Origin of the sequence: Aeromonas sp. JL9 (assembly GCF_024436075.1) — a bacterium.
GTDB classification, from domain to species: domain Bacteria; phylum Pseudomonadota; class Gammaproteobacteria; order Enterobacterales; family Aeromonadaceae; genus Aeromonas; species Aeromonas veronii.
Genome location: NZ_JANFNV010000018.1, coordinates 1 through 14,041, shown reverse-complemented (window position 1 = coordinate 14,041; position 14,041 = coordinate 1). Strand labels below are relative to the sequence as shown.

Annotated in this window: 15 protein-coding genes and 1 tRNA gene; 9 read left to right on the top strand and 7 right to left on the bottom strand. The window is 58.5% G+C overall.

Annotation, left to right across the window (positions count from 1 at the left end; all coding sequences use genetic code 11):
* Positions 1-38 precede the first annotated feature (38 nt).
* Both NOM06_RS13605 and NOM06_RS13600 read right to left on the bottom strand, forming a co-directional pair.
* Positions 39-1,931, bottom strand: coding sequence for a methyl-accepting chemotaxis protein (locus NOM06_RS13605; RefSeq protein WP_064338951.1), 1,893 nt, complete (start codon positions 1,929-1,931; stop codon positions 39-41).
* Between the two features lie 207 nt (positions 1,932-2,138).
* Positions 2,139-2,636, bottom strand: coding sequence for a lactoylglutathione lyase family protein (locus NOM06_RS13600; protein WP_047440377.1), 498 nt, complete (start codon positions 2,634-2,636; stop codon positions 2,139-2,141).
* A 100-nt stretch (positions 2,637-2,736) separates the two neighbouring features.
* Here NOM06_RS13600 and NOM06_RS13595 point away from each other — a divergent pair, with 100 nt between their 5' ends.
* Positions 2,737-3,609, top strand: a complete 873-nt coding sequence (locus NOM06_RS13595) for a LysR family transcriptional regulator (RefSeq protein WP_201994942.1) — start codon at positions 2,737-2,739, stop codon at positions 3,607-3,609.
* Positions 3,610-3,753: 144 nt separating this feature from the next.
* Here the strand turns inward: NOM06_RS13595 and NOM06_RS13590 are convergent.
* A tRNA-Trp gene (locus NOM06_RS13590) sits at positions 3,754-3,830 on the bottom strand.
* Between the two features lie 201 nt (positions 3,831-4,031).
* Between NOM06_RS13590 and NOM06_RS13585 the strand changes: the two genes are divergently transcribed.
* The 5 genes from NOM06_RS13585 (at position 4,032) to NOM06_RS13565 (ending at position 6,941) form a co-directional block, all read left to right on the top strand.
* Entirely contained in the window at positions 4,032-4,574 is a 543-nt protein-coding gene (locus NOM06_RS13585; protein ID WP_255911964.1) for a hypothetical protein, read from the top strand.
* A gap of 99 nt (positions 4,575-4,673) precedes the next feature.
* Positions 4,674-4,868 (top strand): hypothetical protein, encoded by a 195-nt coding sequence (locus NOM06_RS13580; protein ID WP_013724188.1) that lies wholly within the window; start codon positions 4,674-4,676, stop codon positions 4,866-4,868.
* Positions 4,849-5,769, top strand: coding sequence for an aspartate carbamoyltransferase (gene pyrB / locus NOM06_RS13575; protein ID WP_005339735.1), 921 nt, complete (start codon positions 4,849-4,851; stop codon positions 5,767-5,769). The genes NOM06_RS13580 and pyrB overlap by 20 nt, the downstream gene beginning before the upstream one ends.
* Positions 5,770-5,784: 15 nt before the next feature.
* A complete protein-coding gene (pyrI, locus tag NOM06_RS13570; RefSeq protein ID WP_005339730.1) occupies positions 5,785-6,249 on the top strand; it encodes an aspartate carbamoyltransferase regulatory subunit in 465 nt (154 codons plus the stop codon).
* A 200-nt stretch (positions 6,250-6,449) separates the two neighbouring features.
* On the top strand, positions 6,450-6,941 hold the full coding sequence (locus NOM06_RS13565; protein WP_005339728.1) for an arginine repressor: 492 nt from the start codon (positions 6,450-6,452) through the stop codon (positions 6,939-6,941).
* Positions 6,942-7,071: 130 nt separating this feature from the next.
* Here the strand turns inward: NOM06_RS13565 and NOM06_RS13560 are convergent, their stop codons facing one another.
* The 4 genes from NOM06_RS13560 to arcA all read right to left on the bottom strand — a co-directional run bounded on the left by NOM06_RS13560 (position 7,072) and on the right by arcA (position 11,895).
* Positions 7,072-8,478 carry a YfcC family protein gene (locus NOM06_RS13560; protein ID WP_042063764.1) on the bottom strand — a complete coding sequence of 469 codons (1,407 nt, stop codon included), beginning with the start codon at positions 8,476-8,478 and terminating at the stop codon, positions 7,072-7,074.
* Between the two features lie 123 nt (positions 8,479-8,601).
* Positions 8,602-9,606, bottom strand: a complete 1,005-nt coding sequence (gene argF, locus NOM06_RS13555) for an ornithine carbamoyltransferase (RefSeq protein WP_005339721.1) — start codon at positions 9,604-9,606, stop codon at positions 8,602-8,604.
* 79 nt (positions 9,607-9,685) lie between these two features.
* On the bottom strand, positions 9,686-10,612 hold the full coding sequence (gene arcC / locus NOM06_RS13550; protein ID WP_255911963.1) for a carbamate kinase: 927 nt from the start codon (positions 10,610-10,612) through the stop codon (positions 9,686-9,688).
* Positions 10,613-10,674: 62 nt separating this feature from the next.
* Complete coding sequence (arcA, locus tag NOM06_RS13545; RefSeq protein ID WP_005339718.1) at positions 10,675-11,895, bottom strand: arginine deiminase; 1,221 nt, start codon at positions 11,893-11,895, stop codon at positions 10,675-10,677.
* 747 nt (positions 11,896-12,642) lie between these two features.
* Here arcA and NOM06_RS13540 point away from each other — a divergent pair.
* The 3 genes from NOM06_RS13540 (at position 12,643) to NOM06_RS13530 (ending at position 13,934) form a co-directional block, all read left to right on the top strand.
* Entirely contained in the window at positions 12,643-12,819 is a 177-nt protein-coding gene (locus NOM06_RS13540; protein ID WP_255911962.1) for a hypothetical protein, read from the top strand.
* 97 nt (positions 12,820-12,916) lie between these two features.
* Complete coding sequence (locus NOM06_RS13535) at positions 12,917-13,564, top strand: AAA family ATPase (RefSeq protein ID WP_255911961.1); 648 nt, start codon at positions 12,917-12,919, stop codon at positions 13,562-13,564.
* 1 nt (position 13,565) lies between these two features.
* Positions 13,566-13,934: a CopG family transcriptional regulator gene (locus NOM06_RS13530; RefSeq protein ID WP_255911960.1), complete on the top strand. Its 369-nt coding sequence runs from the start codon at positions 13,566-13,568 to the stop codon at positions 13,932-13,934.
* Positions 13,935-14,041: the final 107 nt, after the last annotated feature.

Genomic DNA, 14,041 nt, shown 5'->3' with positions numbered 1-14,041 from the left:
CCGCGGGCTGCCCTTTTTCATGGAGAGTTGGCGGAGGATCAGAGCCGGAAGCGGCCGATCTCCTGCTCCAGCCGCTCGGTCAGCGACTTGAGTTCGGCCGCCTGCGCCGCCTCGCTGCCCGCCTGCTCGGCCAGCTCTTGCGAGACGTGGCGGATATTCTCGGTATTGCGGCTGATCTCGCCGGTCACCGAAGTCTGCTCCTCGGCCGCTGCCGCGATCTGGGTCGCCATGTCGCTGATGGAGCCGATCGCCTCGTTGATCCGGGCAAGGCTCTGGTTGGCCGCTTCCGCATCCTCGACGCTGGTACCCGCCAGCTGACGGCTGGTCTCCATGCCACCCACGGCGCGACGGGTAGTCTGCTGCAGGGTCTCGATCATCTGCTGGATCTCGTCGGTGGAGTCGTGGGTACGACGTGACAGCACCCGCACCTCGTCCGCGACTACCGCAAAGCCGCGCCCCTGCTCACCGGCCCGGGCCGCCTCGATGGCGGCGTTGAGCGCCAGCAGGTTGGTCTGCTCGGCGATGCCGCTGATGGTCGCCAGAATGCCGCTGATCTTCTGGGCATGGCTGTCCAGCTCATTGATGATCTGGCTGGCATCGGCCACTTCGTCCGCCAGACCGGTAATGCTGCGCTGACTCTGGCCAACCTGGGATTGACCGGCGACCGCCAGTGCAACCGCATCGGTGGCGGTAGTGGCGGCAAACTCGGCGTTACCGGCGATCTCCTGGGTAGCGGAAGCCATCTCGGTCACCGCGGTCGCCACCATCACGATCTCATCCTGCTGCTGGCGCACCCGCTGACTGCGGGCCTGCGCCCCGGCCGCCTGAGCGCGAGACTGGGCCGCCAGCTCGACGGTCACATCCCGCAACCGGCTGACGATGCCGTGCAGCCGCGCCACGAACTGGTTGAAGTTCTGGGCCAGCTGACCCACCTCATCCTTGCTGTGGGTGTTGATGTGAACGGTGAGATCCCCCTCGCCGTGGGCGATGTCGTGCAGGGCGTGCGCGACCCGACCGAGATCGGCGAACAGGTATTTGAAGGTGGCGGTGAGCAGGGCGCTGAATACCAGCATCAGCACCAGGGTCAGCCCCACCAACTCCCACAGCAGGCTGCTGAGCGGCGCCTCCAGCACATCGCGATACATCACCATGGCCAGCAGCCAGTCGGTGCCCGGTACCGGTTGTACCGCCAGCAGCACATCCCGCCCGTCGAGGGTGGCGGCGTGCAGCTCGCTGTTTTCACGGCCCCACTGCTGGAAGGTGGCGGCAGAGAGTCCCGGCGCCAGCTCGGCGATGGGCTTGAGCGCCAAATCCTTCTGCGGATGGCCGACGATGAGGCCGCTGCTGTCCAGCAGCATGGCATAGCCCTCACCCTGCACCTTCATCGCCAGCACTTCGTCGATCAGCTTGTCGAGCGCCAGGTTGGCCCCCACAGCACCGACCAGCTCGCCCTGATGGCGCACCGGCTCGGAGAGGGTGACCACCAGCTTCTGCATGGTGACGCTGACATAGGGGGCGGTGACGATGAGCTGCCCCGCCTTCACCGCATCCTGATACCAGGGGCGCTCGCGCGGGTCATAGTTGCCGGTGTTGAGGGAGGGATCCTGCCGGGTCATCACCCCCTGCGCGGAGCCAAAATAGGTGAGCCCGAAGCCGCCCGAGGTGTAGGCCTGCTTCAGGTGCGGCACCAGCTCGGCTTGGGGGTTATCGCTGATCAGGTTGACCAGCGCATGGACGGTGTTCTTGCGATCCGTCATCCATTCGCCGATGGCGACCGAGTAGGCGTGGCCATAGTTGACCGCCTCGCTCTGGATGGCGCTCATGGTGCGGGATTTTAGGGTGTGAAAGGCAACGATGCCGAGCAGTGATGCCATCAGCAGCACTACGCCAAGACTGGTGGCCAGCAGCTTGCCGCGCAGAGAGAGGGTCATGACGACGAATCCTTGTTGTTGTGTCAGGCAGGGAAAACCCTGATGTATCAAAGGCTATCGGCCGCAATATGAACAGACTTTAGTGAATCTGTATATTTTCCCATCTATCAACAACAGAACGCGCTATTCGTGTGAACCAGATCGCTATTCCATGCTACTGACTCTTGTAACAACAAAGCAGCAGGCCGCCCTAAGGCAGCCTGTCACTTACCCCTGATATGCACCGGCGGAGTAGGTCAGCTCATAGCTGTGGCTGTAGATCTCGACGATGTTGCCGAAGGGATCTTCCATGTAGACCATGCGGTAGGGTTTCTCGCCCGGGTAGTACTCGCGTACCGGCATCCGCTGCTTGCCACCCGCCGCGACGATGCGCGCCGCCAGCCCCTCGACATCCGGATCCTGCACGCTGAAGTGGAACACCCCGCTCTTCCAGAATTCGAAGTTGTTCTCACGGCGCTCGCTGTTGGGAAACTCGAACAGCTCGATGCCGATCTTGTCGCCGGTGGAGAGGTGGGCGATGCGGAAGGAGCCCCAACCCGGGCCGAACACGTCGTTGCACATCACGCCGATGGCGGAGTCATCCTCGGTGATGGTGGTCGCCGGCATGATGAGATACCAGCCCATCACCTTGGTATAGAACTCGACCGCCTTGTCGAGGTCAGTCACCGTGATGCCGATGTGGGAAAAGTTGCGCGGGTAAGTCATAAGTCACCTTGAAATTGTGTGTGGGAAACAGGTGACATGATAGGAAGGGGCGACATAATGAAAAATAAGGTCAAACTAATGGAAGGCATAAATTAAATTTATGGTTAATCCGCTCTGGCTCCACACCCTGGTGGTGGTGCATGAAACCGGCAGTTTTACCCGCGCCGCCGAGCGGCTGGATCTCACTCAGGCCGCCGTCAGTCAGCATATCTCGCGCCTCGAGGCCGAATTTGGCCCCCTGCTGCTGCGCAAGCCGCGTCAGCTGGAACTCACTCCGCGCGGGCTGGTGCTGCTCGACTTCGCCCGCCAGCAGGCGCAGGCCGCCGAACAGCTGCGGGCGCGCCTCTCGGACGACGACCCTCACCACGGCGCCATCACCCTGTCCACCCCGGGCAGCATTGGTCTGCTGCTCTATCCCCTGCTGCTCGACCAGCAACAGGAGCACCCCGGACTCACCATCCAGCACCGTTTCGCCCCCACCCCCGACATAGTGCAGGCGGTGCTGGCGGGGCGCAGCGATCTGGGACTGGTGGATCAACCGCCGGAGCACCCCAGCATCGCCGCCGAGCCCTTCGCCCGCGAACCCCTCTGTCTGGTGGTGCCCAACGATGGCGAGGAGCCGAGCTGGCAGCACCTCTGTCAGCTCGGCTTTATCGACCACCCGGATGGCCGCAGCATGGCTCAGCGCCTGTTGGGACGACGCTACCCCGGCCAGCGCGTTGACGAGATCCCGCAGCGCGGCTTTACCAACCAGATCGGCCTGATCCTGGAGCCGGTCGCCCGCGGCCTCGGCTTTACCGTGCTGCCCCGCTTCGCCGTCACCGCCTTTGCCCAGCAGGAGAAGATCCGGGTGATCCAGAGCAGCATTGAAGTGATCGACACCCTCTGGCTGATCTACCGCGCCGAGTGGCCGCTCCCCGCCCGCCACCAGCGGCTGGTCACCGTCCTGAAACAGCGGGTTGCTGCACATTGAACGCTCTTGCGGCAGACATCGAGATCAATGTGGCCACAGTCACCGAGAGCTAGCGGCAAGAAGGAGAAGAGAAAGGAGAGAGGGATAAATTGGCGAACGCCGGAAATGCGAAAGGCCAGCTCAATGAGCTGGCCTTTCTGAAAATGGCAGGGGCGGCAGGACTCGAACCCGCAACCATCGGTTTTGGAGACCGCTGTTCTACCAATTGGAACTACGCCCCTGCAACAAACGAGGCGTAGTATACAAAGCGGGTTTCAAAGGTAAAGGCTTTTTTTACGCTTTCGATGCGATTGCACAAATCCCGAACAAGTCGCGCCGATTTGTGCAGCAACGAGGGGTAACTTGCTGTATTTCCAGACTCAGCGGGGTAGGAATGGGGCATAAATGGGGGTAGGGTGAAAGCAGGTACCGGGAGGCCACTTATGCTCAATTACCGACTGCTCCAACAACTTGCGCCCCTCAACTTCAGGGACGAACGCAAAACAGAGTCCCTGCCCGACTACCTGGCCCGGGTCGCCCCGCTGGTGCCCTTCATCCCCGAAAATGTGCTTTCCCAGTGGATTTACCGTCATTGGCGCGGTTTTGAGTCCAACTGGAGCTTTATCGATCTCGCCAGCCACCAGTTCGCATGCGAAAGCTGGCCCACCGCGCAGATTATCGAGCAGATAGACTCCCGCCATATGGAGGTGATCGAGCGCTGGGGCGAGATGCTGCGCAGCAACCGCTATGTCCGCCGCTCCTGGCTCGGCGAGAAGATGCTAAACGACGGCACCTGGCCCGAACCTGTCATCGTACTGGCGCCGGAGGAGGGAGCCAGCTACCCGAACGGCCATCCCCTGCCCCGCCCCTACTGCCTGCTGGAAGGACACCACAGACTCGGTTATTTGCGCGCCATGGCCCGCGATGGGGAATCGCTGCAAGAGACGCACAGAGTGTGGATTTGTCGTCATGTTTCCGCCACTTAAACGTTTTTCATGCTGAAATTGGCATCGGAAATAAAATTTTGACAATTAAAAAAGCGGCCCTATAATCTGTCCGGTTTTGAAAAAGGTCGGGACGAAACGATGCAGTTTTTGATTCAGAAAACAGCCTTGCAGACGGGTGGTGCGCACCAGAGCGGCCCCGTTGTTTCCGGTTCCCACCCCAACGATCCCCAGTTATTTTTAAAAAAAGCCCCTGTTTCAGGGGCTTTTTTTTGTGCCCGAAAAACCTCCAATGATGTCAAAGGGAATGCAGACGATGACCAATCCACTCTATAAGAAACATGTCATCTCCATTTCGGACCTGACCCGGTCAGAAATGGAACTGGTAGTCTCAACCGCACAACGGTTGAAGGCTGAACCTGACACCAGCCTGTTGAAAGACAAGCTGGTTGCCAGCTGCTTCTTCGAAGCCTCCACCCGCACCCGCCTCTCCTTCGAGACCGCGGTACAGCGCCTTGGCGGCAACATCATCGGCTTCGCCGACGGTGGCAACACCAGCGCCAAGAAAGGCGAGACGCTGGCTGACTCCATCAAGATCATCGGCTCCTACTCGGATGCGGTGGTGATGCGCCACCCGAAAGAGGGCGCGGCCCGTCTGGCCTCCGAGTTCTCCCGCGTGCCGGTCATCAACGGCGGCGACGGCTCCAACCAGCATCCGAGCCAGACCCTGCTCGACCTGTTCACCATCCATGAGACCCAGGGTCGTCTGGACAACCTCAACGTCGCCTTCGTCGGTGACCTGAAATATGGCCGCACCGTGCACTCGCTGGCCCAAGCCCTCAGTCTGTTCAACTGCCGCTTCTTCTTCATCTCCCCGGAAGCGCTGGCGATGCCGGACTACATCTGCGAAGAGCTGGAAGAGAAGGGTATCCAGTTCAGCGTCCACCAGACCATGGAAGAGGTGATGCCGGAGCTGGACATCCTCTACATGACCCGCGTCCAGAAAGAGCGCTTCGACGAGACTGAATACAAGCACATGGCTGCCAAGTTCATTCTGGAGCTGGCGACTCTGGAAGGGGCCAAGCCCACCATGAAGATCCTGCATCCCCTGCCCCGCGTCGACGAGATCGATGTAGCGGTCGACAAGACTCCCCACGCTTGCTACTTCCAGCAGGCGGAGAACGGAGTCTATGCACGCCAGGCGCTGCTGGCACTGGTACTGAACGAAACTGTCTGAGCTTAGGGGAATATCATGTCTGACAAGAACCAACTGCAAGTCGAAGCCATCCGTCACGGCTCCGTCATCGATCACATCCCCGCTGGCCAGGGTATCAAGATCCTCAAGCTGTTCCAGCTGGTCGAAACCCAGGAGCGGATCACCGTTGGCTTCAACCTGAAATCCGGTGCGCTGGGCAAGAAGGATCTCATCAAGATTGAGAACACCCGTCTGACCGAACAGCAGGCCAACCAGCTGGCGCTGTTCGCCCCGAAAGCGACCGTCAACATCATCGAAGACTTCAATGTGGTGAAGAAGCACCAGCTGGAGCTGCCGGAGTTCATCGCTGGGGTGTTCCACTGCCCCAACTCCAACTGCATCTCCCACAACGAGCCGGTAGACAGCTACTTCCGGGTGCGCGAAGTGAAAGGCGTGGTACGGATGAAGTGCAAATACTGCGAGAAGTCCTTCACTCAGGACATCGTCAGCGAGCGTTACTGATATCTGATTGGGCCCCGCGGGGCCCATTTTTGAACCCTGTCACATCACCGAATTTCCAGTCAGCTATAATTTGCCATCGCAAGATGGTAATGCCCGCTCATTCCCTGCATATAGATGGATTATCAGTGTTTTTACCTGATAACTGACTGCTATGGCAGATATCGCGCGTTTACCTCCGGTCATCATCAAAGGAATTCGCCGTGGTCAAAACCCTCAGTCGTCCCGTTGCCCAAGAGCCCGATCTGGCCCAGCTGGATGCCTGTCGCCAGATCATCGGTCAGCACTGCTACAGCACCCAGGAAGAGATCCGCCGCGAGCTGTCGGAGCGCGGCTTTGCCGACATCAGCCAGTCCACCATCTCCCGCCTGCTGCGCCGTCTCGGCGTCGCCAAGGCGCAAAATGCCAACGGCAAGAAGGTCTACACCCTGGTCGACGAGCAGCTGGAGCCCGCCGGCAGCACCCGCTCTATCCACGACATGGTGCGCGAAGTGGTGCACAACCAGCAGATGGTGCTGATCCACACCACTCCGGGGGCCGCCACCGTGGTGGCTCGCCTGCTGGATCGCAACGCCAATCCCGAGATCATGGGCGCCGTCGCAGGCAATGACGTGGTGCTGGTCGCGCCGCGCCATATCAGCCGCACCCGTCAGGCCCACGCCGCCGTGGTGCGCACGCTGGCGCAAGCTCGTTAGTCCCTTCCATTGAATGCATTTAGGCGACCCGCGGGTCGCCTTTTTGTTGCCTGCAATTTTCTGCCCATCACTTCTTGCGCCCATAAAAAACGGGAGCCCGCAGGCTCCCTTTTCATCTTGCTTGTCATCCTCAGGAGAGCACGGCCCCCAGGCTCAGGCAGACCACGATCAGCACGGTCAGGATACCGAGCAACGGAGCCACCCACTTCAACCAGCGCACATAAGGCACCTTGGCAATAGCCAGGCCGCCCATGACCACGGCGGAGGTCGGGGTCACCAGGTTCACCAGACCGGAGGCAGACTGGTAAGCAGTCACCACCAGATCGCGGCCCACGTTGGCGAAGTCGGCCAGCGGCGCCATGATCGGCATGGTCAGTACGGCCAGACCGGAGGAGGATGGCACCAGGAAGGAGAGCACCACTTCCAGCACGAACATCACGTTGATAAAGACGATGGTGGAGAGGCCAGTCACGATCCCTTCTGCACTGTGCAAAATGGTGTGAGTGATCATGCCGTTATCCATCACTACCACGATACCGCGGGCGATACCGATGATCAGCGCCACACCCAGCAGGTCGCGGGCACCGTCGATAAAGTTGGAGGTCAGCTCCTCTTCGCTCATGCGGGAGATGATACCGACGATGATGGCGGCAGCCAGGAACACGCCGGAGATCTGCGCCATCCACCAGCCCAGCACGGCCACACCGTAGATCATCACGGCGAAGGCGGCGACGAAGATACCCAGCACGATTTTACGGGTCAGGGTGAACTCCAGCATCTGGTCGCTCTTGTTGCCAAGGAAGTGGGCGCGGTTCTCTTCCCACTTGTCAGCCACCAGAGATTTGCTCGGATCGCTGCGCACCATCTTGGCGTAACGCATGACGTAGGCAACACAGAGCAGCCAACCAGCGACCAGCATGGCGACGCGCAGCCAGATACCATCGGTGAAGGAGATACCGGCGGCGTTGGCCGCGATAACGGTCGCAAACGGGTTGATGGTGGAACCGAGAGTACCGATACCGGCGCCCAGCAATACAGTTGCCGCCGCTACCACAGGGTCAAAGCGGGCAGCCATCATCACCGGCACCAGCAGGGTGTAGAAAGGCAGCGACTCTTCGGCCATGCCGTAGATGGTGCCGCCTGCGGCGAACAGCGCCATCAGGATCGGGATCATCCACTCTTCCCGGCCGCGCAGGCGGTCGGTCACGCGTTCGATACCGGCATCGATGGCACCGGTCTTGGTCACAATGCCAAGAAAACCACCGATGATCAGGATAAAGAGGGAGACGTCGATGGCGCCTGCCTCATAGGTGTCGTGGTTGTAGAGGCCATCGATAGGTGCCAGCAGCACGTCGACGATCCCCTGAGGATTCCCCTCCACCAGTTTGTAGGTACCCGCCACCGGCACTTCTTTGCCGAGGGCTTCGTTCATGGTCATCTCATATTTGCCGGCCGGCACTATCCAGCTCAGGGCGGCCACCAGGGCGATCAGCACAAACAGTATCGTGTAGGCTGACGGGAACTTGAATTTGGTCATGGTCCAGCTTCCTTCTGTGGGTGTGGTATCCATGCAGGCTGCGGGTTGTAGGGTTAGAGGTATTATGCCGCTGTCACATGGTCGAAAAGCCGGGGGTCGCCCCCCGGCACCACTACTGCGACCTTAGTCGCCCAGCGTAGCAACCATCACTGCCTTGATGGTGTGCATCCGGTTTTCGGCCTCGTCGAACACGATGCTGTGCTCGGATTCGAACACGTCCTCGGTCACTTCCAGGCCTTTCATGCCATATTTGTCAGCCACTTCCTTGCCCATGGTGGTCTCGTCGTTGTGGAACGCCGGCAGGCAGTGCATGAACTTCACATCCGGGTTCTTGGTGGCGTTGATGACATCCATGTTGACCTGATACGGAGTCATCAGTTTGACGCGCTGATCCCAGGCTTCTTTCGCTTCACCCATGGATACCCAGACGTCGGTGTAGAGGAAGTCTGCACCCAGCACACCCTCTTTCACATCTTCGGTCAGGGTGATGCGTGCGCCGGTCTCTTCGGCGATCAGGCGACACTTGGCAACCAGCTCCTCTTCCGGCCAGAAGGCTTTCGGTGCGACCAGACGGATGTCCATACCCATTTTGGCGGCGCCGACCATCAGGGAGTTACCCATGTTGTTACGGGCATCACCCAGGTAGGCAAACTTGATTTGATCCAGACGCTTGCCCTTGCCGTGCTCCAGCATGGTCATGAAGTCGGCCAGGATCTGGGTCGGGTGGAATTCGTTGGTCAGGCCGTTCCAGACCGGGACTCCGGCGTAGGCACCCAGCTCTTCCACGATCTCCTGACCGTAGCCGCGGTATTCGATACCGTCATACATGCGACCCAGTACACGGGCGGTGTCCTTCATGGACTCCTTGTGACCGATTTGGGAACCGCTTGGGCCAAGGTAGGAGACTTGAGCGCCCTGGTCGAAGGCCGCCACTTCAAACGCACAACGGGTACGGGTGGAGGTCTTCTCGAAAATCAGGGCGATGTTCTTGCCGACCAGATGTTTGCGCTCGTAGCCACCGTATTTGGCTTTCTTCAGGTCGATGGCCAGATCGATCATGTATTGGATTTCGCGCGGGGTGAAGTCCAGCAGTTTCAGGAAGTTACGGTTACGCAGATTAAAAGCCATGATGAGTTCTCTCTATATATGTTTCAGACCAGTTCGGGCAGTAGTGTTGACTACGCATTCTCAGTACAGATATCGGTAATTACGCATGTACGGTGCGGGTGGCGACGATATTGGTGCCGGCTTCCCCCTTGAGGATGGCGAGGCCATCTTCCAGCGAGCCGATGCCGACCATGCCGCCGGTCGCTTTGACAAATTCACAGGAAGCTTCGACTTTCGGTCCCATGGAACCTGCGTCGAACTTGACCCCGGCCAGCTCGTCCGGGCTGGTGACCCGCAGCGGACGCTGGGTCGGTTTGCCCCAATCCAGATAGACGGCATCGGCATCGGTCAGGATCAGCAGGGCGTCGGCCTTGATCTGCTTGGCCAGGTAGGCGGCAGACATGTCCTTGTCGATGACGGCTTCGATACCGGTCAGGCTCTGGCCATCCCAGGTCACAGGGATGCCGCCACCACCGGTACAGATGATGAGGTGGCCCTGGGCAATCAGGGTTTCGATGGCGTCGCCTTCAACGATGCGCTGGGGCAGCGGGGACGGCACTACGCGGCGGAAGAACTTGCCGTCAGCCTTGACCACCCAGTGCTTCTCTTCTGCCAGGGTGCGGGCTTCAGCCTCTTCGTAGACGGGGCCGATAAATTTGGTCGGGTTGGCGAATGCCGGATCCTTGGGATCAACCTGCACCTGAGTCAGCAGCGCGGTGACGTTGCGGCTCGGCATCAGGTTTTTCAGCTCCTGAATCAGCATGTAGCCGATCATGCCCTGGGACTCGGCACCCAGCACATCCAGCGGATAGGGAGATACCTGGGTGTAGGCGCTGTTCTGCAGGGCCAGCAGGCCGACTTGCGGGCCGTTGCCATGCACCAGCACCACGTTGTACTCCTGAGCGATCAGGGCGATGGTCTTGGCGGCAGTTGCAATGTTCTTGCGCTGGATATCCGCTTCCAGTGGCTCACCACGACGGAGCAGTGCATTGCCACCCAGAGCGACGACGACAGTTGGTTTTTTCATAGTGGTTAATCTCGAGTTTGGTTCTGTGTGGCGCCAGCATCTGCCGGCGCCACGCCGTCTCATCAGATGCTGTCGCGTTCCATCGGGCAGCTCATGCAGCGGGCGCCGCCGCGGCCACGGCCCAGTTCATCACCCGGGATGGAGAGAACAGTGATACCGGCCTTGTCATATTTCTCGTTGGTGTAGGTATTGCGCTCGTAACCCACAACCACGCCGGGACGTACGGTCAGCACGTTGTTGGCGTCGTTCCACTGCTCGCGTTCGGCTTCGAAGCTATCACCGCCAGTGGTGATGATCTTCAGCTGATCCACGCCCAGTGCTTTCTCGATAGCGGTGACGAAGTAACCCTCTTCCTTGATGTTCATGCCGGTGGCGCCGCCCGGTGTCAGGCTCCAGCACTGCACGTCCTTGCGGATCACTTCCGGATAGACGGAGAAGGTGTCGATATCCATGTGGGTCATCACGGTATCCAGGTGCATGCAGCTGCGGTGTTTCGGCAGCTCCATGGCGATGACCTGTTTGGCCTGACCATGTTTGAACAGGCTGCGAGCCAGGTGCTCGACACCTTGCGGGGTGGTGCGCTCGGACATCCCGATCAGCACAGCGCCGCGGCCGATCACCAGTACGTCGCCACCCTCGATGGTGGAGTTGTCGTAGTCACGCTCCTCGTCACCGAAGTACTTGATGAAGTCCTGACCGGCAAACATCGGGTGCCAGCGATAGATAGCCTTCACATGGTTGGTTTCGCGGCGACGAGCCGGCTTGGCCATCGGGTTAATGGAGACGCCACCATAAACCCAGCAGGAGGTGTCACGGGTAAAGAGGTGGTTGGGCAGCGGCTCGATGATGAAATCGGTCGGAGCGTGCATGCCCACTACCATGTTGACACCGCTGTAGGGCATCTCGGAGTAGGTCAGGCCGCCGGAGAGAATGCGGGCCAGTTCGCGGTGCGGCATGTCAGCCAGGAAGCAGCGCACATCGTTGGCAAAAGAAGAGCCGAGGCGATAGTCGGAGACCTGATGTTGCAGCAGCCAGGTTTTGGCTTCCGGCACATCAAGTGTTTCGGCCAGCAGATTGGTCAGCAGGAAAACTTCGACATTCTGATCGCGCAGTACCTGAGCGAATTTGTCGTGCTCCTGACCGGCGCGTTCAACTGACAGGACGTCATCGAACAGCAGATCCTGGCAGTTGGAAGGAGTCAGACGCTTCAGACTGAGGTTGGGGCGGTGCAACATGACACGGCGCAATTGGCCAACTTCAGAACCTACATAAAATTTGCTCATGATTATATTCCGTCTAGCAGTGGTCCCTGCGAGTGATTGAATAGATTCCTTCTATTCATGCTCGTGGCTAAGGCGGGATATTCTTTATGTAGGGTAACCGGCTTATGTTCTATCCTGCCCTTGCCTTTCGAGACCGAGGTTAGCCCTGCAAATCACGACAAACTTAGACATTGATCACATTCACTCAGAACTGAATATATTCACCATCCAATCTATGACCCCGGTAGCAAATTGCGCATTTTCCACACAAAGCGCACCGAATAACCATGCAAAACCACCCTGCTATATTTCAGATTGATTCATTTTTTATTCATGCCAGTTCACTGGAGTGATTAAATGCAAATAACAAAAACCGTTAAAAATCATTACTATAAATAACTTTACAAATATAATTTGAATATTGTTCCCTAGGTATTGAATACATCGCCGTGACGGGATGAACACGGGAGAAATAAATACTCACATCGACCACATTCACTGCATAAATCTTTTCTTGTTCCAGATCATGGCATTGATGCCAACCCCATCAGGCTCGGCCCCATAAGTCACCACCTCTTTGTGCGGTTCAACTTAATATGCACAAAGTCCGCATCAAGGTGGGCAACCATCCTCGTCGGTCACCACAACGCCTTTTGATACTTTTTTCATTAATTGAATTTATTCGTCTCACCTTGCGCTGGCGCCAACCTCGACTTAACTCAAAAAGTGATCCAGATCACACAGGAATGGCACTACCAAGGAGTTGTTATGAATATGAAACCCATGCTGTTGCTCGCGACTTTGCTGCTCTCTGCGCTCCCCACCCTCAGTCAGGCTGAAGGAGCCCCTGCCATGCCCATGGTGGTATGCCATGTTGACAAGGCCCCCCAGATGCTGGTGCCTGACTATGTCTGCCGCTGGCAGGGAGGCAGCGTTCATTACTAGTCGAAACAACGAGAGGAGCATCACTCCTCTCGCCTTGTGATGAGACAGGCCCCTCCTATACTGAAATCAGCGGTTTTCTCATGGATAGGGGAACGTCATGATCTTGTTGGTCGGTGGAGAGAAGGGGGGGAGTGGCAAGAGCTGCCTGGCACAAAATCTGGCGGTCTACCTCAGATCCCAATTTCAGGGGGAGGTATTGCTGGTCGACTGCGACCCGCAGCGCACCACCTCCGACTGGATTCAGGAGCGCAATGATAACCCGGAGCTGCCACAAATCAACTGCGTGCAGCTCTATGGCAATATTCGCAACGACCTGCTCAGCCTGAAAAACCGCTACGACTACGTCATTGTCGATTGCGGCGGGCAAGACAACCGGGCACTGCGCTCCACCATGGCTGTCGCCACCCACGCCCTGATCCCCTTGCGCCCGAAACGTCGCGACCTCAAGACCCTGCCCCACATGGAAGATCTCATCACCACCTGCAAGATGGTCAATCCGACGCTCAATGCAGCCGTAGTGCTGACCCAGTGCCCCGCCCTGCCCAATCAGGTAAAACGCATTCTGGAAGCGAAAGAGGTTTGCTCCTCGTTCGGTGTCGACGTCCTGAAGGCCATCACCTATGGCCGCAACGTCTATGACGACAGCGAAGAGAAGGGACTGTCGGTGATGGAGATCGAACCGGATGGCAAATCCGCCGAAGAGATCCGGGCCATCGCCAAAGAGTTCCTGCAAGTGGGGGTGTGAGATGGGTCTGGCCGATCTGAAGAAAAAGCACCAGCTGCATCACCAGAAGAAGTTCACCGTCGACGAATTTATCGAAGATGCCGAGTTCTACGCCAAGGGCAAACCCAAGGTGGTCAGCCTTGAGCTGAGCCTGCATCGTGACGAAGCCTTGTCGGCGTTGGCCTTTATCGAGAGTGGCGAGCACCTGAAGCCCAGCTACAAAAAAGCCACCTTCTCCATGAGCACGGTGGCCATCGACGAGCTGGGTAATCTGACCCAGCAAGATGGCATGAACAAGTCCCTGTTGCTGCGCCTCTTTACCCACTACTTCTCTTCGCTCACCCCGGAAGAGCGCCAGACCATCTATGAGCGGCTCAACCAGCGCTCATAATTTCTCCATTCAACCGCTCTTTGTGTGCCTTGCATATTCCGGCCGATCATGAACACCGATTCCGGTTCAACGTGAACACCATTTCCGGACCAATGTGAACGCTCATT